The 18,988-nt window shown below is 71.1% G+C and carries 19 protein-coding genes and 2 pseudogenes; 11 read left to right on the top strand and 10 right to left on the bottom strand.

All coding sequences use genetic code 11. The features are described 5' to 3' along the window. Positions 1–8: 8 nt before the first annotated feature. Positions 9–815: an enoyl-CoA hydratase/isomerase family protein gene (locus tag BKA00_RS12970; protein WP_185025135.1), complete on the bottom strand. Its 807-nt coding sequence runs from the start codon at positions 813–815 to the stop codon at positions 9–11. Between the two features lie 142 nt (positions 816–957). Here BKA00_RS12970 and BKA00_RS12965 point away from each other — a divergent pair, with 142 nt between their 5' ends. Continuing rightward, positions 958–1,842: a LysR family transcriptional regulator gene (locus tag BKA00_RS12965; RefSeq protein WP_185025134.1), complete on the top strand. Its 885-nt coding sequence runs from the start codon at positions 958–960 to the stop codon at positions 1,840–1,842. Here BKA00_RS12965 and BKA00_RS12960 read toward each other — a convergent pair. Together BKA00_RS12960 and BKA00_RS12955 are read right to left on the bottom strand one after the other, a co-directional pair. Then, on the bottom strand, positions 1,777–2,661 hold the full coding sequence (locus BKA00_RS12960; protein ID WP_185025133.1) for a LysR family transcriptional regulator: 885 nt from the start codon (positions 2,659–2,661) through the stop codon (positions 1,777–1,779). The genes BKA00_RS12965 and BKA00_RS12960 overlap by 66 nt on opposite strands. Before the next feature lie 22 nt (positions 2,662–2,683). Continuing rightward, complete coding sequence (locus BKA00_RS12955) at positions 2,684–3,499, bottom strand: crotonase/enoyl-CoA hydratase family protein (protein WP_185025132.1); 816 nt, start codon at positions 3,497–3,499, stop codon at positions 2,684–2,686. A 161-nt stretch (positions 3,500–3,660) separates the two neighbouring features. On the opposite strand from BKA00_RS12955, the gene BKA00_RS12950 reads away from it, so the two are divergent. From BKA00_RS12950 to BKA00_RS12940, 3 genes are all read left to right on the top strand, one after another. After that, positions 3,661–4,734 carry an ABC transporter substrate-binding protein gene (locus BKA00_RS12950; RefSeq protein WP_185025131.1) on the top strand — a complete coding sequence of 358 codons (1,074 nt, stop codon included), beginning with the start codon at positions 3,661–3,663 and terminating at the stop codon, positions 4,732–4,734. Positions 4,735–4,974: 240 nt separating this feature from the next. Continuing rightward, positions 4,975–5,364: a CoA transferase gene (locus BKA00_RS12945; protein ID WP_185025130.1), complete on the top strand. Its 390-nt coding sequence runs from the start codon at positions 4,975–4,977 to the stop codon at positions 5,362–5,364. A 2-nt stretch (positions 5,365–5,366) separates the two neighbouring features. After that, positions 5,367–5,951, top strand: coding sequence for an LLM class flavin-dependent oxidoreductase (locus BKA00_RS12940; RefSeq protein WP_185025129.1), 585 nt, complete (start codon positions 5,367–5,369; stop codon positions 5,949–5,951). Between the two features lie 95 nt (positions 5,952–6,046). On the opposite strand, the gene BKA00_RS12935 is transcribed toward BKA00_RS12940, so the two are convergent. Continuing rightward, a complete protein-coding gene (locus BKA00_RS12935) occupies positions 6,047–6,289 on the bottom strand; it encodes a tyrosine-type recombinase/integrase (protein WP_185025128.1) in 243 nt (80 codons plus the stop codon). A 37-nt stretch (positions 6,290–6,326) separates the two neighbouring features. Here BKA00_RS12935 and BKA00_RS12930 point away from each other — a divergent pair. Together BKA00_RS12930 and BKA00_RS12925 are read left to right on the top strand one after the other, a co-directional pair. Continuing rightward, positions 6,327–6,497, top strand: a pseudogene (locus BKA00_RS12930) (IS481 family transposase); the annotation flags it as partial. Between the two features lie 348 nt (positions 6,498–6,845). Further along, positions 6,846–8,912, top strand: a complete 2,067-nt coding sequence (locus tag BKA00_RS12925; RefSeq protein WP_185025127.1) for a SpoIIE family protein phosphatase — start codon at positions 6,846–6,848, stop codon at positions 8,910–8,912. A 253-nt stretch (positions 8,913–9,165) separates the two neighbouring features. On the opposite strand, the gene BKA00_RS38870 is transcribed toward BKA00_RS12925, so the two are convergent. Continuing rightward, positions 9,166–9,546 carry a hypothetical protein gene (locus BKA00_RS38870; protein WP_230299015.1) on the bottom strand — a complete coding sequence of 127 codons (381 nt, stop codon included), beginning with the start codon at positions 9,544–9,546 and terminating at the stop codon, positions 9,166–9,168. Here BKA00_RS38870 and BKA00_RS12915 point away from each other — a divergent pair. After that, positions 9,539–10,327, top strand: coding sequence for a hypothetical protein (locus BKA00_RS12915; RefSeq protein ID WP_230299014.1), 789 nt, complete (start codon positions 9,539–9,541; stop codon positions 10,325–10,327). The two genes, BKA00_RS38870 and BKA00_RS12915, sit on opposite strands and share 8 nt — an antisense overlap. Before the next feature lie 52 nt (positions 10,328–10,379). On the opposite strand, the gene BKA00_RS12910 is transcribed toward BKA00_RS12915, so the two are convergent. The 4 genes and pseudogenes from BKA00_RS12910 to BKA00_RS12895 form a co-directional block, all read right to left on the bottom strand. After that, a complete protein-coding gene (locus tag BKA00_RS12910) occupies positions 10,380–10,691 on the bottom strand; it encodes a HAMP domain-containing histidine kinase (RefSeq protein WP_185025125.1) in 312 nt (103 codons plus the stop codon). 41 nt (positions 10,692–10,732) lie between these two features. Beyond that, complete coding sequence (locus BKA00_RS12905) at positions 10,733–11,365, bottom strand: TetR/AcrR family transcriptional regulator (RefSeq protein WP_185025124.1); 633 nt, start codon at positions 11,363–11,365, stop codon at positions 10,733–10,735. Between the two features lie 168 nt (positions 11,366–11,533). Next, positions 11,534–12,124, bottom strand: a pseudogene (locus BKA00_RS12900) (transposase); the annotation flags it as partial. A gap of 175 nt (positions 12,125–12,299) precedes the next feature. After that, complete coding sequence (locus tag BKA00_RS12895; protein ID WP_185025123.1) at positions 12,300–13,823, bottom strand: MFS transporter; 1,524 nt, start codon at positions 13,821–13,823, stop codon at positions 12,300–12,302. Positions 13,824–13,935: 112 nt separating this feature from the next. Between BKA00_RS12895 and BKA00_RS12890 the strand changes: the two genes are divergently transcribed. Together BKA00_RS12890 and BKA00_RS12885 are read left to right on the top strand one after the other, a co-directional pair. Continuing rightward, a complete protein-coding gene (locus BKA00_RS12890; protein WP_185025122.1) occupies positions 13,936–14,721 on the top strand; it encodes a TetR/AcrR family transcriptional regulator in 786 nt (261 codons plus the stop codon). Positions 14,722–15,705: 984 nt separating this feature from the next. Next, positions 15,706–16,302, top strand: coding sequence for a muconolactone Delta-isomerase family protein (locus BKA00_RS12885; RefSeq protein ID WP_221493135.1), 597 nt, complete (start codon positions 15,706–15,708; stop codon positions 16,300–16,302). A gap of 468 nt (positions 16,303–16,770) precedes the next feature. Here the strand turns inward: BKA00_RS12885 and BKA00_RS12880 are convergent, their stop codons facing one another. After that, positions 16,771–17,613 carry an enoyl-CoA hydratase/isomerase family protein gene (locus BKA00_RS12880; protein ID WP_185025121.1) on the bottom strand — a complete coding sequence of 281 codons (843 nt, stop codon included), beginning with the start codon at positions 17,611–17,613 and terminating at the stop codon, positions 16,771–16,773. Between the two features lie 290 nt (positions 17,614–17,903). Here BKA00_RS12880 and BKA00_RS12875 point away from each other — a divergent pair, with 290 nt between their 5' ends. Both BKA00_RS12875 and BKA00_RS12870 read left to right on the top strand, forming a co-directional pair. After that, positions 17,904–18,134: a hypothetical protein gene (locus BKA00_RS12875; protein WP_185025120.1), complete on the top strand. Its 231-nt coding sequence runs from the start codon at positions 17,904–17,906 to the stop codon at positions 18,132–18,134. 27 nt (positions 18,135–18,161) lie between these two features. Further along, positions 18,162–18,923 carry an SDR family oxidoreductase gene (locus tag BKA00_RS12870; protein ID WP_185025119.1) on the top strand — a complete coding sequence of 254 codons (762 nt, stop codon included), beginning with the start codon at positions 18,162–18,164 and terminating at the stop codon, positions 18,921–18,923. Positions 18,924–18,988 lie beyond the last annotated feature (65 nt).

The following is an 18,988-nucleotide window of genomic DNA, read 5'->3' as shown; positions in this document are numbered from 1 at the left end:
GTCCGCCCTCACCGCAGCTCGGCCGGGATGCGGGTGTGCTTGGTGGTGCCCCACTCGGGCGCGCGCCTCTCCTTGAACGCCGCGATGCCGCGCAGGGTCTCGCCGCAGGTGCGGATCCAGGTCAGGACGCGGCGCTCGCGGTTGTACGCCGCGACCCGGTCGGTCGACTCCAGGAACTCGTACATGAGCCGCTTGGTCGCGGTCATCGAAACCGGCGCGCAGCGCTCGGCCATGTCGGTCGCGAGGTCCACGGCGACCTTGAGCACGTCCTGCGGCGCGGCGATGTGGGTCGCCAGGCCGCGGCGCTCGAACTCGGTGCCGTCGATCGTCCGGCCGGTCAGCAGCAGGTCCATCGCGACGCCGAAGCCCGCCAGCCGGGGCAGGAGCCAGGTCGAGCCGCGGTCGGGCATGATGCCGACCCGGTTGAACGAGAACGCCAGCCGGGCCGAGGCGGCCACCACGCGGATGTCGGCCTGCATGGCCCAGGTGAGGCTCACGCCGATGGCGTCACCGTTGATGGCCGCGATGATCGGCGTGCTCAGGTTCCACGGCGCCTTCTCCGGCTCGGTCAGGGTCTCGACGCCGTGGGTCTTCTCGTCGCGCCAGTTCATGTCGAGGTCCGCGCCGACGCCGAAATGCTCGCCGCGCCCGCTCACCACGACCACCGCCACCTCCGGGTCGGCGTCGAAGGCGACCAGCGCCTCCTGGAGTTGGAAGGCCATCAGCGGGGTGTAGGAGTTGCGGCGGTCCGGGCGGTCCAGGAAGACCAGGCCGACGCGGCCCTGCCGCTCGACGGTGATATGGCGTTCGGTCATGGATTCTCCGGTGTTCTGCAAGGTCATGGCGCTGTAGGGGTGTCTCGGCTCCTACTGTCGCGCCTCAAAAGGCATATGCGCAAAGACCTGTTGTTCGCAGGTCCCATCGATCCGTCCTATGGCCCGGCTAGGGTGGGCGGCCATGGACCTCCGGACGCTGCGCTACTTCGTCGCGGTTGTCGACGAGGGCGGCATCACCCAGGCGGCACGCGTCTTGTTCGTCAGCCAGCCGTCGCTCTCCCTGGCGATGCGTCGGCTCGAGGACGAGCTCGGCGTCCGGCTCTTCGACCGGTCCGGGCGGCGCGCCCGTCCCACCGCCGACGGCGCGCGGCTGCTCGGCCTGGCGCGCCAGGTGATCACCGAGGCCGACGGAGCCAGGGAACGGGTCCGGCAGGTGGCCGGCCTCGAGGTCGGCCGGCTGGTCGTCGCGACGTCGACGACGCTCGCGGTGCACCCGCTGACCCCGCTCGTCGCGGCGCTCCGCGGGCGGCACCCCGGGCTCGAGATCCACGTCCGGGACGCGGGCACCGCGGCCGGAACCTTCGATCTGGTGCGTTCGGGCGAGGCCGAACTGGGCGTGGGCGACGTCATGCCCCCGGATGCGGGATGGGGCCGGTGCGGTCTCGGGGCCGAGGAGATCGTGCTGGCCGCCAGCCCGGAATTCGCCCCCGGGCTGGCGGAGCCGGTCGCGCGCGCACGGGTCGCGAACCTCGACCTCGGGGTGGTCCCCTCGGACCTCGACTCAGCGAGCGCCACCGCGACGGCCGTGGCGTCGATGGCGGGCCGGGTCCGGGCACAGTGCGCCCACCGGGCGATGCTGTGGGAGCTGGTCAGGGACGGCACGGTCGCGACGTTCGTCGGCCGGGAAACGGCGGAGGCCGTCATGCCCTGGGCGTCGCTCCGCTCGCTCGACCCGCCGCTGTGGCGGGACGGCCACCTGGTCTGGCGCGAGCAGGCGCTGTCACCCGCCGGCGCCGCCCTCGTCGAACTCGCCCGCGGCCGCGACGAACCCCCGGGCGACCGGTGAGAGGCGGGACGGGTCGAAGACCAGCCCGACCGACTGGGTGAACGGCGGGTCCAGCGGCCGCACGTGCGCGCCGGCGGCGGCCGCGTCCACGGCGAGCCGCGGGCCGACGATCGTCGCGCCCACCCCGGCCAGCATCAGCGAGGTGCGGGCCTCGCGCTGGTCGGCGACCGCGGCGGCCGACAGGGGAGTCCGGGCCGTGGCCCGCTCAAGGGCGGAGTTGCGGCCCGCCGCGACGAGCACCGTCGGCACGGCGGACAGCTCCCGCATCGTGACCGCGCCTTCCGGGACGGCTTCGGCGCGCGGCGGGAAGGCGACCTGCCACCCCCACGAGCCGATCGGCAGCACCGTCAGCGCGCGATCCACCGGCGGGGACAGGGGCAGCCGGGTGCAGACGATCTCCGCGGTGCCCCCGGTCAGGACCTGGGCCACCGCGTCCTCGCGGTTGAGGTCTTGCACCCGGACCGCTCGTCCCGGCGCGGCGGCGAGCCACGCCGAGACGAGAGCCGAGAACGGGCCGCTGACCACGGTCGACAGGGCCGCTAGCTCCAGCCGGCCGCCCCGGTCGGCCGCGGCCAGGGTCTCCCCGGCCTGCCCGCAGTCGCGGAGGATCCGGCGCGCCGGCCCGACCAGGGCGTGGCCCGCCGGCGTCGGTGACATCCCGCGACCGACGCGGTGGAACAGCTGCGCCGCGAGTTCCTGCTCCAGAGCGCGGATCGCGGCCGACACCGTCGACTGCCGCACGCCGAGCCGCGCGGCGGCGGCCGTCGCGCTGCCGGTGTCGCGGACGCTCAGGAAGGCCCGCAGCTGGTGGAGCTCCACGGCGGCAGCCTAGTACCGGGGCTCAGCTGCCGGTCCAGTCGGCGGGCCGCTTGTCGGCGAAGGCGCGGGCGCCCTCCTGCGCGTCGTCGGAGGCGAACACCTCGTCGACGTACGGCTGCTGGCGGGCGAAGCGCTCCTCGTGCGGCCAGGCACGGGACTCGACGATGATCCGTTTGCTCGCGGCGACCGCCATCGGCCCGTTACCGGCGATCGTCCGGGCGAGCGCGAGGGCGGCGTCCAGCGCTCCTCCCTCGTCCGCCAGCGTGCCGACCAGGCCGAGGTCGTGCAGCCGCTCGGCGCCCACCGGGTCACCGGTCAGCGCCAGCTGCATGGCGACGACCTCGGGCAGCCGGTCCGGCAGGCGGTGCAGGCCCCCCGCCGCGGCGACTAGGCCGCGCTTCACCTCGGGGATGCCGAACCGCGCGGTCGACGCCGCGACGACCAGGTCGCAGGCGAGCACGAGCTCGAAGCCGCCGGCCAGCGCCCAACCCTCCACCGCGGCGATGAGCGGCTTGCGTGGCGGTGCCGCCGTCACTCCGCCGAAGCCGCGCCCCGGGATGCTCGGCCGCTCGCCGCGCAGGAAGCCCTTGAGGTCCATGCCCGCGCAGAAGCTGCCCCCGCCGCCGGTGATCACAGCGAGGCGCAGGGCCGGGTCGTCGTCGAGCCGGTCGAGGGCGGCCGTGATGAGCCGGGCCATGTTCTGGGTCATCGCGTTCTTCGCCTGCGGCCGGTTGAGGGTGATGACCAGCACGCCCTCCCGGTCCTCGACGAGCACCTCGGGTGCTTCACATTCCTCGGTCCTCGCGGCAGAGGGCGCGGTGTCGCGGGCGTCGCTCACGGGTGTCTCCTCCGAAGTGAGTGCGGCCGAATGTCGGCACGGGCCTTGACAGACCAGTGATCGCGGTCACAGGATTGCACACAGTGGAATAAAGTTCCACTGAAGGAAATGATCGATGAGCAAGGAGATGGGCCACGATGCGTCGAGTTCCTGCGCGTTCGGTGACCACTGCCGCTGCCACGGTGCTGGCGATATCGGGTGCCTTGGCCGCGTGCGGCAACCCCCAGAGCGGCGACGGCGGGGCGGAGAAGAAGTCGGCGGCGCAGATCTGCCCGACCGCCGACACCAAGGGCACGATCAAGATCGGTATGAGCTCCCCGCTCGCCGTGTTCGCGCCGCTCCTGCTCGGCATCCAGACCAAGGCGTTCGAGCAGGCCGGCATCGACGTCGAGATCGAGAAGATCCCGAGCGCCGAATCGCTGCCGCTGGTCGCCCGCGGCCAACTCGACGCGCAGATGACCTCGCTGAGTTCGTCCCACTTCAACACGCTGAACGACGGCGTCAACGTCCGCTGGATCGTTCCGATGGACAAGCAGCAGGAGATTCCGGCCGGCACCCCGGTGCCCGGCTACTGGTCCCGCAAGGACATCGTCGGCAGCGCCGCCTCCCCCGATCTCTCCAAGCTCAAGGGCGCCAACGTCAGCACGCCCACCGGCGGCACCGGCGTGAGCGGCCTGATCCTCGACAACGCCCTGCGCAAGGTGGGACTGGGCGTCAACGACGTCAAGCTCTCCCAGCCGCTGGTCGGCCCCGACGCGCTCAACGCACTCGCGAACGGTGCGGTCAAGGCCGCCTGGATCTCCGCTCCCCTCGAGGTCGAGGCCGCCAAGAACCCCGACCTCGTTCCGATCGCGGGGTACCCGCCGGGCGTGACCGGTACCTCGATCATGGCAGGTCGGACGCTCCTCGACCGTCCCGAGGTCGCCGTCAAGTTCATCCAGGTGCTGAGCAAGGTCACCAAGAAGTACCTCGACGGCGACTACCGCAAGAACGCCGAGACGGTGGACCTGCTCTCGGCCGCCGAGGAGGTCGACAAGGCCACGATCAAGAAGTCGGCCCTCCTGGCCTTCGACCCGTCGTTCTCGATGACGGGAACGGAGAAGTTCGCGGCCGACCTGCAGGCGTTCGCCCTCAAGCGCGGCGAGCTGGAGTACAAGAAGCCGCTCGACTCCGCGGACCTCATCGACACCCGGTTCACCGAAGCCGCGGCGAGCTGCGGCTCCGTCGTCAATTGAGCGAAGGCGTCCCAAGCCTCCTGGACGGTGTCCGTGTCGTCGAGCTGGGCGGCATCGGCCCCGTCCCGCACGCCGGTATGCTGCTCGCCTCCTCGGCGCGGACGTCGTACGGGTCGAGCGATCCGGTGAGCCGGACGCACGGCCTGGGACGCCACCCGCCGGGGGAGGACGGTCATATCCGCCGACCTCAAGTCGCCGGAGGACGTTCGACGGGTCCGCGAGCTGATTGCGGCCGCGGACGTGCTGGTCGAGGGTTTCCGGCCGGGGGTGGCCGACACGGCGATCGTCGACGGAACCAGCAGCCTGATGCAGCTGATCTGGTCACTCCGGGCCGACGGCCGTTGGCAGGAGCAGCGCGCCGCGAACCTGCTCGACGGAGGCACGCCGTACTACCGGACCTACCGCTGTGCCGACGGCGGCTGGATGGCCGTCAGTGCCCTCGAACCGGCCTTCTATCGCGCCATGCTCAAGGGGCTCGGGCTTACGGGTCCGGACGTCCCGAGCTGCGCCGACCCGGCCCAGTGGCCGGCGCTGGAGGCGCTTCTCGCGAGCACCTTCGCGAGCCGTCCGCGCCGCCACTGGGAAGCGGTGTTCGAGGGAAAACCGACGCCTGTGTCACGCCGGTCCTGACGATGGCCGAGACCTCGGCCCACCCCCATATGGCCGCGCGTTCGGTGCTGCGGAACGACCCCGACGGTGTTCTCGCCGCGGCTGTCCCGCGGGAGGTCGGTGCTGAGAGCGGCGGCAGCGGCCTCGGCAAGTCGCTCAAGCTCGTCAACGCCCCGGTGCGACCGCGCATCCCGATGGCCCTTGCGGCCCTGGGACCGAAGAACATCGCCCTGGCCGCAGAGCTGTTCGAGGCGTGGCAGCCGATCTTCTACCACCCCGAGTCCGCGGACGAGGTCTTCGGCGACCCGCTTGCGGAGGGCCGCGCCAAGCGCGACCCACGCCTGCCCGACCTCCGGATCATCGCGGACGCCAAGTTCTCCATTGGCGACGACGAGCACGAACTCGAGACGGCCCGTGCCGAGGTCCGCGCCGCTCTCCCCCTCTACATCGGCGGAATGGGCGCCCGCGGGAAGAACTTCTACCACCACCTGGTCACCGGCCTCGGCTTCGGCGCCGCCGCGAAGGACCTCCGGATGAAAAGCCCTAATATTCTGTCGCCCTCGCGCACGCCTATAGCTTTCGTCGGCTCGCCAAAGCGAAGTGGGTAACTTGTTGTTCGCGGCCGACTTTCGAAATCTACAATAAAGAAAGCCGTCGATCCGAAGTGGGAGCCACTCCAGGGAGCATCCCGTGGTTCCCAGACTTACGCGGACCTGCCCTGACCGAAGACCGTGCTCATGGTCTCGGCGCCCTTGGTGATGACCGGCCTCAGCTGGTGCCGGTAGACCTTCTCGGTCACGGCCGTCCCGGCGTGCCCGACCAGGGCGGCGATCGTCTCCAGCGGCACCCCGCTGTCACTCATGATCGAGACGAACGAGTGGCGGAGCTCGCGAGGAGTCCACTCCTCACCGATCCCGGCCCGCGAGGTGATCAGCCGGAAGCTCAATCCGGGCCAAGAAGACCGGCGCTACCGCCCATAGGCCAACGGCAAGGCCGAACGACTCCACCGCACCCTGGCCGACGGCTGGGCACTGGGCCGCTTCTACAACTCCGAACAAGTCCGCCGCAAAGCCCTCCCAGAATGGCTGCACTTCTACAATCACCACGGGCCAGTTTCACCCGTGACCGCAGCGGACCCACTTGCGACAGGCTAGGGGCGGTAGCGGTTCATCACGCTGAGGCGATGCCCGTCACCGGCCCGAACGCGGCTTCGACGGTGTTATCTGGGCATCGTCCTTGGTGCTCGCGCTCGTCCTCGCCGGCGTCGGCGAGCCGACAGATCTACTCGCGCGGTCCCGCCGGGGGAGGGGTGGGGCAGGCGCCGTCGCCCTTGCCGGGAACGCGACCAGGGCCACGGCCACACACGCCTCACCGCAGAGGAGATCGCGTCCGCGACGTGCCGGCGAGGGTGGCCGGGGCGCGTCGGGGACGGCCACTTCAGGTCGAGGTGGCTACGCTTCAAAACATGCGCTCACAGTAGGTGATGGCCCGGGGGGTGAGAGATGGGCGGTGCGGGCGGGCACGGGATGGGATGGCTCGCGTTGGAGGCCTTCGATCCGGCGCCGGTCGCGGTGGCGTTGACGGTCGGACCGGAACATCGCCTGGTGTACACCAACCTCGCCTACCGGGCGTTCGTGGGGGACCGCCCGCTTGGTGAGCCGATCGGGGATGCGTTCGGCGTCGCGGCCAAGCAGGACTACGGCGGTCTGTTCGATCGTGTCCTGGCCACCGGCGAGCCGATGAGCCTGGTCGAGGCGCCGGTGCGGCCGGCCGCGGCGGGAGCCGGCGAACAGGAGCGGTACTTCTCCTTCAGCCTCTCTCGGTTCACCCATGAGCGGCCGGGGGTTCTGGTGGTCGCGGTCGAGGTCACCGAGCAGGTCGCCGCTGTTCGACGGGCAGACCGGGCGACCGAGGAGCAGAAGCGGTCGCGCCGCCGGTTCGAGAGCCTGGTGTGGATTAACGCGCAGGTCGTATGGGTGACGGACGCCTTCGGCCAGGTGATCGAATCGAGCGGCGGTTGGGAACGGATCACCGGGCAGAGCCGGGAGGAGTTCCTCGGCGAGGGCTGGACGCAGATGCTGCACCCCGACGACCGCGAGCCGACGTTGCGGTCGTGGGACCAGACGCGCCGCCAGGGCCGCCCTTGGCGCCACGTCTACCGGGTCCTTACGCGCGAGGGCGAGTACCGGCATTTCGACGTGCGCTCGGCGCCGGTGGTCGAGGACGGCGTCGTGGTCGAATGGATCGGCACCTGCTTCGACATCGAGCGGGAGTGGCGGGAGCGGCAGCGCCGTGAACTGCTCGACCGTGCCGCGGCGGTGGCCGCGGAGCAGACCGCGCTGGCCGAGATGTTCGCCGCGCTCGCCGAAGTGCTGGTTCCGGCGTTCGCCGACGGATGCGGCGTGTATCTGCTGCCCGATCTTGGTAGCCGTCCCGCCGGCGCCCTGATCATCGCCCAACGCGTCGCCACCGCCGCGGCCGGCGGCCTACGACGCCAACTGCCCGGGGGCGAGGAGCGGTTCGCTGCCGATAGCGGGTTCGCCCGTGCGCTGCAGCGGCGCATTCCCTTGCAGCGCACCTTCCCGCCGGGCCGGCCGCCGGCCGACCTGCTGCCTGCCAGCACCACCGACTGGCTGACCGCGGCCGGCGCCACCAGCGTCGTACTGCTGCCGGTCGTCGTCGACGGCGCCGTCGCGGCTGCGGTCACCGCCGCCCGACGCGGCGACCGCGGTCCGATGAGCCCCGACGACATGGCCCTCATGCGGCAGATCTTCGAGCACACCCATGACGCGCTGAGCGGCGCCGTCCGGTTCCACCGGACCCAGCAGGTCGCGCTGGCCCTGCAGCACGGCCTGCTCGCCGAGCCTCCGCAGCTCGACGACCTGCAGATCGTCGCCCGGTACGTGGCCATTCCCGCTGCGGCCGAGGTGGGAGGCGACTGGTACGACTCGTTCGTGCTTCCCGACGGCGCGACCGCGGTGGCCATCGGCGACGTCGCCGGCCACGATCTGGCGGCCGCCGTCGGCATGAGTCAGCTCCGCAACATGCTGCGTGTGCTGACCGCCGATCGTCTAGCGCCGCCTGGGGAGATCCTGCGCCGGCTGAACGACGCCATGGAGACGCTGGCGCCCGAAGTGACGGCGACGTGTGCCCTGGCCCGCGTCGAGGAGGCCGGGCCCGGCCGGTGGCGGTTCAACTACGCGGTGGCCGGGCACCCGCCGCCGCTCCTGATGACCCCCGGCAGCAGCCGCTTTCTGCGCGGCGGGGCCAACCCTTTGCTGGGCTTGCCCTGGGAGCAGCCCTACCGCAGCTCGACCGCACCGCTCCCACCCGGCTCCACCCTGCTGCTGTACACCGACGGCCTCGTCGAACACCCCGGTGAGCACCTGGACATGGGTTTGGACCGGCTCCGCCGTCGAGCCTCCGCACTCGCACGCCGATCCCTGGACCAGGTGTGCGACGGCCTTCTGGCCGACCTGCCCATCACCGGCACCGATGACATCGCCATGATCGCCGTCCGGACATCCGACGCCCACTCGCGGCGGCGGCCAGCGACGCACCAGCCGTGACCAGCCCGGCGAGTTGGTCGACGCCCGCCGCCCGGATCGGTGGCGATCTACACGCTGCCGATCCGCGCGCTCACGATGATCTGCCCTCAGGACCGGCAGGCGGGGTCACCGTCACCACGGGCCACCTGGAGGCGGCTCTCAGCCCCACCGACGCGCGCGAGTTGGCCGGGGAACTGCTGGGCCGGTCCCGCGGCAACGCCGCTGCGGGGCTTGACCGGTTCGCGGCGGGCTTGAGCACGCGGGCGGCCCGTGGTCATTCGATGTCCAGGCCCTGGGGCACGTCACGCGCGGCCAAGTCCGAGCGCAGGCGCAGGTACTGGACGGCGTGGCGCCAGCGGCCGTGTTCCACTGCGGCGTCCACAGCGGTCTCGGCGGCCAGCTCCGGAAGCACCCGCGTGTACCAGATGGGCTCCTGGGCGCCGGTCAGCCCACCGGCCCAGCCGGCAGGCAGCGGCTGGGGCCAAGGGTGCTCGTCACCGGCGGGCGCCAACAGGCCGGGCCAGCTCGCGCCGCGCCGGAGCGGGCAACGGGTCGAGCGCGCGACGACGCGCAATCGGCGGCGGCGATGCTCGTACCGTCCGAGGATCAAGGTCCGCGGCGCCTGCACGGATCCGGGGACACCACCGATGATCATTCGGTGGTGGTGCGGTGCTTCACCTTCGTTTGCCCTCGCGGTAGCGGCCGGCGGCAGCTTCACCCCTGCGGCTCGGCGGGAAGTGCTGGAAGCGCTCGGCGTCTCTCTCGCGCTGCCGCCTGCTGCGGCGGCGCGTTGCCTGGCCGAGGCCGGGATCTGCTACCTGTTCGCACCCAATGTCCACGCCGGGCTGAGGCACGCCAGTCCCGTCCGCCGCGCCCTGGGCGTCCCCACCGTGATCAACTACATCGCGCCGCTGGTCAACCCGGCCCGGCCCCGGGCCGCCTGCGTCGGATGCTCCAATGCCGATGTCGCGCCCGTGCTCGCCCAAGTGCTCGCCGACCGCGGCTGCTCAGCGCTGGTGGTGCGCGGCCACGACGGTCTCGACGAGATCTCCACCGCCGCACCGACCCACGTGTGGGTCGTGACCGGCAACACCGTCACGCCCACCACCATTGACGCGGCCGAATTCGGCCTTCCCCGATCCGTCCCAGGCGACCTGCGGGGTGGTGACGCCTCCCACAACGCCGTTGTCGCGCGCAGGATCGTCGAAGGCGACACTGGTCCGGTCAGGGATGCCGTACTGATCAACGCGGCCGCCGCGATCGCCGCCTACCGCGGGCTGGACGGCGATGTGCGCGCCCGCATGGCCGCCGGCCTCAGGGAGGCGGCAGCGGCCATCGACTCCGGCGCCGCCAAGAAGACGCTGGACCGGTGGGCTCAGGCAGCCGCCCAGCAGAACGGCCTCACATCTCAGTCCGTTGACCGGGCCATCCCCTGACCGACCCGCCATGCCGGTGCCGGCGGCGGTAGCACTCGCCCGCCGCTGCAGCCTAAGGGCACTCCGACGCGTCCCTTTGGAGCGACCAGAGCAGGGCGATGACCGTCTTCTCCAAGCGCTCGACGCTCTGCAACGCTTCCTTCAACGCCGCGAAAGGGTCGGCGACATCCCTGTTGGTCAGGGCTTCTTCCAACTCCAGTCGTAGCGCGGCAAGCGGTGTGCGCATCTCGTGCGAGGCCTGGACGACGAATCGGCGCTGCCTCTCGGCCGGCGCCTCGCCGTTGAACCGGGCGAGCCGGTCGGCGTCGAAGCTTTTGCGTACCTCGGTCGTGCCGGCCGAAATGAACTCGATGTCCTGGCGCATTTGCGGGTCCTTTCGCTGGTGCGGCGGGCGTACGCCGCGGCCTATGGAGGGCCGGGGGAGTAACCGGGGGTGAAGACGCCGCCGAGGGCGGCGGCGTGCGCGGCCGCGGCGGCTCTCTCGGCGACCTCGTCGTCCACCGGCCCGCGGGCGACGAGCAGGCGGTAGTAGAGGGGGGCGCCGACGGCGCTGATGATCGCGATGCCGTCGGCCCCCGGCGGCAGTTCGCCGCGTCCCACGGCCCGATCGACGATCCGGGACGCGAGGCGGTTGCGCTCGGCGATCACCGTCGCCCAGGCGGTGGACGCCTCGGGGGACCGGACGGCGGCGGCCACGACGCCCTCGACGAGCGCCCGAGCCCTGGGCTGCCGGTACAGGGCGGCGATCTCCAGCGCGAGCGCCCGGAGGTCGTCCCTGAACGAGCCGGTGTCCGGGATCGGGATCTCGGTCTTGCCCAGTTCGCCCAGCAGGTCGACGACGAGTCCCTCGACCGTCCGCCACCGCCGGTACAGCGTGGCCAGATGCACGCCCGAACGCTCGGCCACCTTCTCCAGGGTGAGCCCGGCGTACCCGCCGGCCTCCAGTTCGTCCCGGGCCGCGGCCAACACCGCCGCACGGGTGCGCGCCGTCCGGCCGCCGGGCCGCACGGCCCCCGTCGCGCGCGGCTTCCCGTCCATGCGACGCCCCTCTCTATGGGTTGTGTCACAGGGTAACGCGAAATGCTTCGCATTAACAGTCAGGCGTCAGGTGAGCTGGAGGTGCGCCCGCCTGGTGGCCCTGCTCGGCTGAGTGCCGGGCAGTATCGCCTCGGCGCAAGACGCCGACCCGCCGCCAGATCAACCGGCCCGCCTACTAGGGAGGGTGGTGCGGCCTTGGTCCCGGCGTCGCTCGACGTAGGCGCGGGTTTTCGGGTCGTGGGTCATGCGGCTGAGGACGGCGATGTGCAGGGCTCGGTTCAGACGCCTGTCACCGCCGCGGTTGAGGCGGTGGCGGACGGTGTTCCCAGAGGACGCGGGGATGGGGTTCACCCCGGCCAGGGCGGCGAACGCGGCCTCGGAACGCACCCGGCCGTGATGCGACCAGGCCGTCAGGCAGATGGCGGCGGTCACGGGCCCGATGCCGGTCTTGTCGAGCAACGGCGCGGCCTGGCTGGCCTGGACGAGCCGGGTCATGCGGGCGTTGTTGACGGCGACCTGCTCGTCGAGTTCGAGCACGCGCTTGGCCAGCCGTATGGCCTCGGCGCGGGCGGTGGCAGCGCCCAACTTCTCATCACGAGCACGCCAACGGGCAACCGTGGCGATCTGCGCGCCGGTCACTGCCTTGCGGGCATCGATACCCAGGTCGACGACGCGCAGGAGCGCGATCAGCGCGTTGAGGGTCGCGGTGCGTTCGGCCGTCATGTGGTCGCGGGCGGTGACCAGGACCCGCAGCGACGCGGCCTGGGTCACGCTCTACTGGCTGCGGAACCGGCGGCGTTTTGTCCGGGTGACCGTCGTCGGCGACAGCCCGCGCCGCATCCGCGTTCACCGAGTCAGCGGGCGGGCCACCGCGCCCCGCCGCGTGCGGGACGCCTGGCCTGTGCCGACGAGACACCCACTCCAACGGCCTTGTTCAGTGGGCGGTGGGCTGACCGTCCACGTCGGGGACGGCTTCGGGCAGCGCGGCCTCCGCACTGTGCGAGGGCGGGCGCAGCACTACGAAGGCCAGGACCGCGGCGGCCAGGCCGCCGAACACTCCGGCGATCGAGGTGAACGACATCGCGTCGACGAAGGCGTCCTTCGCGGCGCTGGCCAGGGCGAGGTCCCCCCGGGCGGCGGCGATGGCCAGCGCGTTGCCGATGGAGTCGCGCGCCGGGCCCGTGACGTTCTCAGGCATCGCGTCGGTGTAGGCGGCGGTGAGGACGCTGCCGAGGATGGCCACGCTGAGCGCCTGGCCGACCTGCTGGACGGTGTCGTTGACGGCCGAGCCAACGCCGGCCCGCTCGGGCGGGAGGGCGCCCAGCAGCGTGCCGTAGGCGGCGGGGCCGGCGGTCCCGCTGCCCATGCCCATCACGACAAGCGCGATGACGAGGCGGGGATAACCGTCACCCGGCGACATCATCGCGAGCAGGCCGAACCCTCCGGCCAGGAGCACGAGGCCGGCGGCGAGGGCGACCCGGGCGCCGAGCCTCTTGTCCACCACCACCCCGATGCCGTTGAAGGCCATCACGGCGACGAGCAGCGGGATGAACGCGAGGCCCGTCTTCATCGGGCTGTATCCGAGCACGAACTGCAGGTACTGGGTGAGCGCCAGCATCAGGCCGCCGGAGGAGAACGACAGGAGCACGATCGACAGACTTGCGCCGCTGAAGTTGCGGTCGCGGAACAGCTTCACCGGCAGCATGGGCTCGCTGACGCGCCGCTCCCAGAGGGCGAAGCCCACCAGCGCCAGGACCGAGACCGCGAACCCGATGTGCACCTGCGGAGCGGACCAGCCGTCCCGCGGGATGAAGATGACGCTCCAGACCAGGGCCGTCATGCCGACGGTCGACAGGAGGGCGCCGACGAGGTCGGGCCGGCCGGCCGGGCCGCGCGACTCGGGGATGATCAGCACGGTCGCGATGACGGCGAGAGCGGCGATCGGGATGTTGATCAGGAACACCGATCCCCACCAGAAGTGCTCCAGCAGCAGGCCGCCGACGACGGGGCCGCCGAGCGCCCCGAGCATGAGGACCGAGCTCCAGATGGCGATCGCCTTCTTGCGCTCCTTCTCGTCGAAGACGTTGGTGAGGATCGACAGCGTTCCCGGCATGAGGAACGCGCCGCCCACCCCCATCAGCGCGCGGGCGGCGATGAGCTGGCCGGGCGAGTCGGCGAAGGCGGCGGGCACCGAGGCGCCGCCGAACACCACCAGCCCGATGATCAGGCCGCGGCGGCGGCCGAACCGGTCCGACAGCGCGCCCGCCGTCAGCAGCAGACCCGCGAACACCACGATGTAGGCGTCGAGGATCCACTGGATGTCGGAGTTGCTCGCATGCAGGTCGCGGATCAGCGACGGGATCGCGACGTTGAGGACGGTGTTGTCGACGACGACGACGAGGAGGCTCAGGCAGAGGACGCCGAGGATCCACCACCGGCGGGGATGCGGGGAAGACATGGCTCTCCGTTAGTACAGCGCACGATTTTTCGCACACTGTACTAATAATCGAACGGCGTACGCAAACCGGTACGCTGAACCTCGACGACTCCGCCGCCCCGAAGGACTGCGCATGCCCCGCGACACTGACCCGATCACCGACTCTGTCTGGATGCGTCCGGTCAGGGCCCGGCGGGGCAGGCCGCAGCTGAGCCGCGAGGAGATCGTGACGGCGGCGGTCGAGCTGCTCGACGCCGAGGGCCTGGACGGGCTGAGCATGCGCAGGCTCGGTGCGACGATCGGCGCCGGCGCGACGTCCCTGTACTTCTACGTCGCCAACAAGGACGAGCTGCTCGAGCTCGCCATCGACGAGATCATGGGCGAGGTCGTAGGCCCCGACGCCGCCGAGGTCGGCTGGCGCGTCGCGGCCGGCAGCTACGCTCGCGGGATGCGGTCGATGATCCTCCGCCACCCGTGGGCGATCGGCATCTTCGGCGTCAAGCCCAATATCGGCCCCAACGCGATGAGGGTGAGCGACGGAACGATCGGGGTGCTAACGGCTGCCGGGTTCACGGGTCAGGAGATCTCCTGGGCCAGCTCGCTGCTGATGTCGCACGCCATCGGCACGGCCGTGACCGGGGCGGCCACGCGGACGATGACCGCCGAGACCGGGCAGAACGCGAACTACATGATCGACAAGATGGAGCCCTACATCCAGCGCATCGCCGCCGACCATCCGAACCTCAGCGCCTGGTGGCTGGAGAACAAGGACGTGGATCTCGAGAAAAGCCAGGAAGACGGGTTCGACTTCGGGTTGGAGCGCCTTCTGGACGGCCTGGAGGCGTGGCTCGCCAGGAGGTCAACCCACACTCAAAGATCGATTTCAGCCGAACACCAAGATCTACCGGACACGCCCTAGCGGCTCACGGGCTTCTGAGCGGTGTTGCTGGGCACCGCCGAGCAGCTCGCCGTCCACGCTGCGAATTGGTCGCCTTCGTCGCCGAGCTCCGCGCCCTGGACGAGGGTGCAGTTTCGTGGAGACCGTCGGCGGCGCCGTGCACGTGGTTGCCCCACTGAAATGATGATCTCGCTCCGCGGCCGATTCCGGGCAGCGTCCACGGGCGATGTCCCCCGCAGTTGGATGCCGGGTATGTCGATTGCGGGTGCGTGGTACAGCTCAAGCACCCCACCAGGGTGCATTTCGGTGGACTTGTCCGTCCTTGAGGCGGAGCGGCCGGCGCCACCTGGCCCACCTCGGTGTCCTGATCATTAGATTGCCCGACCGTCAGGTCGTGGCCCGTCACAGTGCTGCCCCGAAGTGACTTCCCCCAGAACGCTTGCGCGGGAGGCGGCTGCGCGGGGGACCAGTGGTCTTCGGGCATGATGCGCAAGTGGCCGGCCGCTTCAGCGACGCCGACCAGCTGATGCGACCACACCACCGCCGTCGGCCTCCTCGCCCCCATCAGGCGCCACGTCAACGATGCCGACGTCGCCGAAGCCCTCGGTGACGCGGCCACCGCCCGATCGCACACGACGAAACTGCGCCGGGCCTAAGCGTCCGAAAGCGTGGATGTGTCGGCGTGGTGGCCAGGTAACGGCGGCCAAGGTGGCCGCGGGCATGATCGAAGACCCACTCCATGGCCTGGCGAGGGCTGGTGGACAGATCCGGCGGCAGGCTACCGACAAAATGCGTCCGCGACCGGCACCACGAAGAGTTCGAGCTTCATGTCCATGACCTGCGCCTCCTGCGCTCGTCAGTGGTGCGACACCGGGGAGTCGCGCGGCCGGCCGCCGGGTCGCGCCAGGGAGTCTCACCGGTCCCCGGGGGCCAGTGAGGGCCACGGTCGCCGGCGGACACCCACGGGCATGATGCTGAATACGCCGACGTCCAAGGAGGCAGATCATGATGCATGAGTACCTGGTCACCATGACCACCCGTGTCCCGGACGGAACCCCGGCGCGCGAGGTGGACGACATCCGGGCGCGCGAAGCCGCCAACACCCGCGTCCTGGCCGCCCAGGGACGGGTGCTGCGCCTGTGGCGGCCGCCGCTGGGGCCGGAAGAGTGGCGCACGATCGGGCTGTTCACCGCCGACGGCCCAGATGACCTCGAGCGGACGCTCGCCGCGATGCCGCTGCGCGTCTGGCGCACCGACCAGGTCACCGCGCTGGACTCCCACCCCAACGACCCGGGGCGCGGCAAGGTCCCGCTCGCAGCGGACGGGGGCGAGTACCTGGTCACGTTCACCGTCGAGGTGCCGGACGCGACGACCCCGCAGGCCCGCGACGAGATGTTCGCCCGCGAGGCCGCCCGCGCGCGTGAACTGGCCGCCGAAGGCCGCCTCCTCCGTCTGTGGAGCCTGCCCGGCGAGGGCCGCAACCTCGGCCTCTTTCAGGCCGCCGACGCCAAGCTGATGCAGGAAATCCTGCGCTCGCTCCCGCTGGCCGCCTGGCTCACCACAGAGACGGTGCCCCTGGCGCGCCACCCCAGCGACCCGTGAGCACCCCGGGCCAGGGCCTTCCCAGGAATGCCGGGTTCCCGCCAGTTTGCGGTCTTGCCTGGCGGCACTCGTTGTTTGCGGCTGGGCCGCGGAGATCTTTTCGTCGACCGTACGGAGCGAGCGCGAGGCCGAGGCCGAACAGCTCCCGGCCGGGACGACCTAGAGCAGCGGAATGCCTACGGCGCTGTTGGGAAGGCAGCCCACGTCCATGCGGCCGTGACCGCGGAGCGGGGTACAGAGGGCTCAGAGGCGCCCGGGCGCGGCGCCCACGCCGCACTCGGGCGACCCACCGAATCGGTCCGTCGTACCCGGCCCCCGTCTGCGGCCGATCTCGTCCGTGAGACATGCCTACGGCCGGGACCGCGATGACGGAGCCGGCCGCGGTACGCGCGGATTCAACGATCGGGACGGCAGCCGATGGCTCATAACGCCCTTCAGGGCGCTGCGCTGGGCGTTCGCGCTCCGGCGTCATGGTCGATCGAGGTTCTGGCGGAGCGTCCCAATCGTCGTACCGAGGTCGGTCTCGATGCCGCCGGGTTGCTGGAGCCCGTTGTCGAACAGTAGTTGGACGAACGGCCGGTTCTCCGGGCGGCCCGCGGTGGCGAAGTACGCTTGCAGGCCGCGCGCCAACTCCTCGTTCGCCGGCAGGGTGGCCGCATCGACCAGTCCTTTGATGCCGGCGACGGCCACCCTGTCGAAGCCCGCGATACGGCGCGCGAACGCGTCGGTGAAAGCCTCGATGTCGGCGTCCGGGACAACTCGATTCACGTAGCCGTACTCGGCCGCCACACCGGCCGGCATGTCATCGCCGCCGAGCAGGATCTCCAGTGCGCGCCCGCGGCCGACCAGGCGCCCCAGCCGCGCCATGGCGCCGCCTCCCGGAACGCTGCCCACGCCGACCTCGAACTGGCCCAGGACAGCGTTCTCGGATGCGAAGCGGATGTCCGTTGAGAGCACGAATTCGCTGCCCGCGCCGCGGGTGCGTCCGCGGATCTCCGAGATGGTGGCCACGGGCAGCTTGCTCAACCGGACGAAGTTGTCCAGGTACGGGTGGAGGCCCGTTGGTCCGGGCGGCATCCCGGCCACACGGGCGGAGTCGGACATGAGGTCCCAGTGCGCGATGAAGTAACCCGGCTTGTCACTGCGGAAGACCACGACCGTGAGTTCCGGCTCATCCTCGATACGCCCGATGAGCTCGCCAAGCTGCTCGATGGTGTCCGGATCCATCAGGTTCACCGGTCCATTGTCGAAAGTCACCCGCCAGTAGGATCGGGTCACCTCACTTACATGGAACTGTTCTGCGGTACTCATGAAACGCTCCTTGTCGATCTCCCGCAGCGGCGGTCGGTCGGCGTCCGGATCGCCGAATGAGGCGCGAGAACGGTCGGTACGGCGCTGGGCTCCCTGGCCTCGACCGGTCATGCGGCATGGTCGTCTGCGGATCGCCTGAGGCCGTTCGCCGGCGCCCCCGTACTCCGGCCGGTCGGAGGGTTCGCCGGAGATGCCCTCGGTGTCGACGCCGAAACACCGGCACAACGGGCATGGTCGAGCGCGATTGTGGACCTGCATCGAGCTACGCCCTACTGCGAGGAGCCCGGCCGATGACCAAACGCATGAGGATCCTGTCGTCCCGCCCGCGCCGATCTCCGACTGCTGGCTTGGGACGAGTCGCCGGCGGGTCCGCCATCAGCGACACGTTCGTCCTTCTCGCCGTCGAGCAGGACGGACTGGCCGCGCAGCGGCGGTCGAAGGGCGGGGGCATCCTGCAGGACCCGCCGAATTCGGGAACGAAGAGAAGGAACGCTGCATGGTCCGGCCGGACCGAGAACTGACCGCATGATCAGCGAACGGGAGGAAACATGACCACCGCAACGTCCGACGCCGCCCAGCGTCCGCCCGAGCTCACCGGGCAGACCGTCGTCGTGATCGGAGGCAGCGGCGGCATCGGGCTCGAGACCGCCCGCCGCGCCCGTGCCGAGGGCGCGGCGGTCATCGTGACCGGTCGCGACCCCGACCGCCTCAAGCGGGCGGCGGCCGACGTGGGCGCGCTGGACAGCGCGGCCTTCGACGCGACCGATCCGGACGCCCTCGCGCGGTTCTTCGGAGCCCTGCCAGAGACGATCGACCACGTGATGGTCACGGCCGGCGGCCCCTACTACGCGCCCCTGGCCGACCTCGACCGCGAGCGGGCGCATCGCGATTTCGACGGACACGTGTGGCTGGCCGTCGCCGTCGCCCAGCATGCCGTCGGCCGGGTGCGCCCCGGCGGCACCCTGCTCTTCATGGGCGGCACCGGCGGCCGAAGCCGAGGGCCCGGCCTGTCGCTCATCGCCGCGGGCACCGCCGCGCTGCCCGCCCTGATCGCCAACCTGGCGGTCGAGGTCGCGCCGATCAGGGTCAACCTCATCGCCGCCGGTTTCGTCGACACCCCGCTGTCCTCCGAGCTGCTCGGCGACGACCTCGAAGCGCGCCGCGACCAGCTCCGCGCGACGCTCCCGATCGAGCGTGTCGTCGGGCCCGCCGACGTCGCCGCCCTCGCCGTGCACCTCATGGCCAACACCGCGCTCACCGGCGCTACGTACGACATCGACGGCGGCCAGCAGCTCATCCACCGAACCTGATCAAGCCAATCACGCCGGTCCCGAAGTTCCCTGCCTCTCCCGGGCGGCCTGCCGGGAGAGTCGGG

The sequence above is a fragment of the Actinomadura coerulea genome, from assembly GCF_014208105.1.
Classification (GTDB): Bacteria; Actinomycetota; Actinomycetes; order Streptosporangiales; family Streptosporangiaceae; genus Spirillospora; species Spirillospora coerulea.
The sequence above is the reverse complement of the archived record's forward strand: the minus strand, read 5'-3'. Positions and strand labels throughout refer to the sequence as shown.

Excerpts from the sequence above, each read along its gene's own strand:
- BKA00_RS38870 (WP_230299015.1), bottom strand. The coding sequence starts at position 9,546 with ATGATCATCGGTGGTGTCCCCGGATCCGTGCAGGCGCCGCGGACCTTG.
- BKA00_RS12970 (WP_185025135.1), bottom strand. The coding sequence starts at position 815 with ATGACCGAACGCCATATCACCGTCGAGCGGCAGGGCCGCGTCGGCCTG.
- BKA00_RS12925 (WP_185025127.1), top strand. The coding sequence starts at position 6,846 with ATGGGCGGTGCGGGCGGGCACGGGATGGGATGGCTCGCGTTGGAGGCC.
- BKA00_RS12870 (WP_185025119.1), top strand. The coding sequence starts at position 18,162 with ATGACCACCGCAACGTCCGACGCCGCCCAGCGTCCGCCCGAGCTCACC.
- BKA00_RS12940 (WP_185025129.1), top strand. The coding sequence starts at position 5,367 with ATGGCCGAGACCTCGGCCCACCCCCATATGGCCGCGCGTTCGGTGCTG.
- BKA00_RS12875 (WP_185025120.1), top strand. The coding sequence starts at position 17,904 with ATGACCAAACGCATGAGGATCCTGTCGTCCCGCCCGCGCCGATCTCCG.
- BKA00_RS12905 (WP_185025124.1), bottom strand. The coding sequence starts at position 11,365 with ATGGACGGGAAGCCGCGCGCGACGGGGGCCGTGCGGCCCGGCGGCCGG.
- BKA00_RS12890 (WP_185025122.1), top strand. The coding sequence starts at position 13,936 with ATGCCCCGCGACACTGACCCGATCACCGACTCTGTCTGGATGCGTCCG.
- BKA00_RS12895 (WP_185025123.1), bottom strand. The coding sequence starts at position 13,823 with ATGTCTTCCCCGCATCCCCGCCGGTGGTGGATCCTCGGCGTCCTCTGC.
- BKA00_RS12915 (WP_230299014.1), top strand. The coding sequence starts at position 9,539 with ATGATCATTCGGTGGTGGTGCGGTGCTTCACCTTCGTTTGCCCTCGCG.
- BKA00_RS12910 (WP_185025125.1), bottom strand. The coding sequence starts at position 10,691 with ATGCGCCAGGACATCGAGTTCATTTCGGCCGGCACGACCGAGGTACGC.
- BKA00_RS12965 (WP_185025134.1), top strand. The coding sequence starts at position 958 with ATGGACCTCCGGACGCTGCGCTACTTCGTCGCGGTTGTCGACGAGGGC.
- BKA00_RS12880 (WP_185025121.1), bottom strand. The coding sequence starts at position 17,613 with ATGAGTACCGCAGAACAGTTCCATGTAAGTGAGGTGACCCGATCCTAC.
- BKA00_RS12885 (WP_221493135.1), top strand. The coding sequence starts at position 15,706 with ATGATGCATGAGTACCTGGTCACCATGACCACCCGTGTCCCGGACGGA.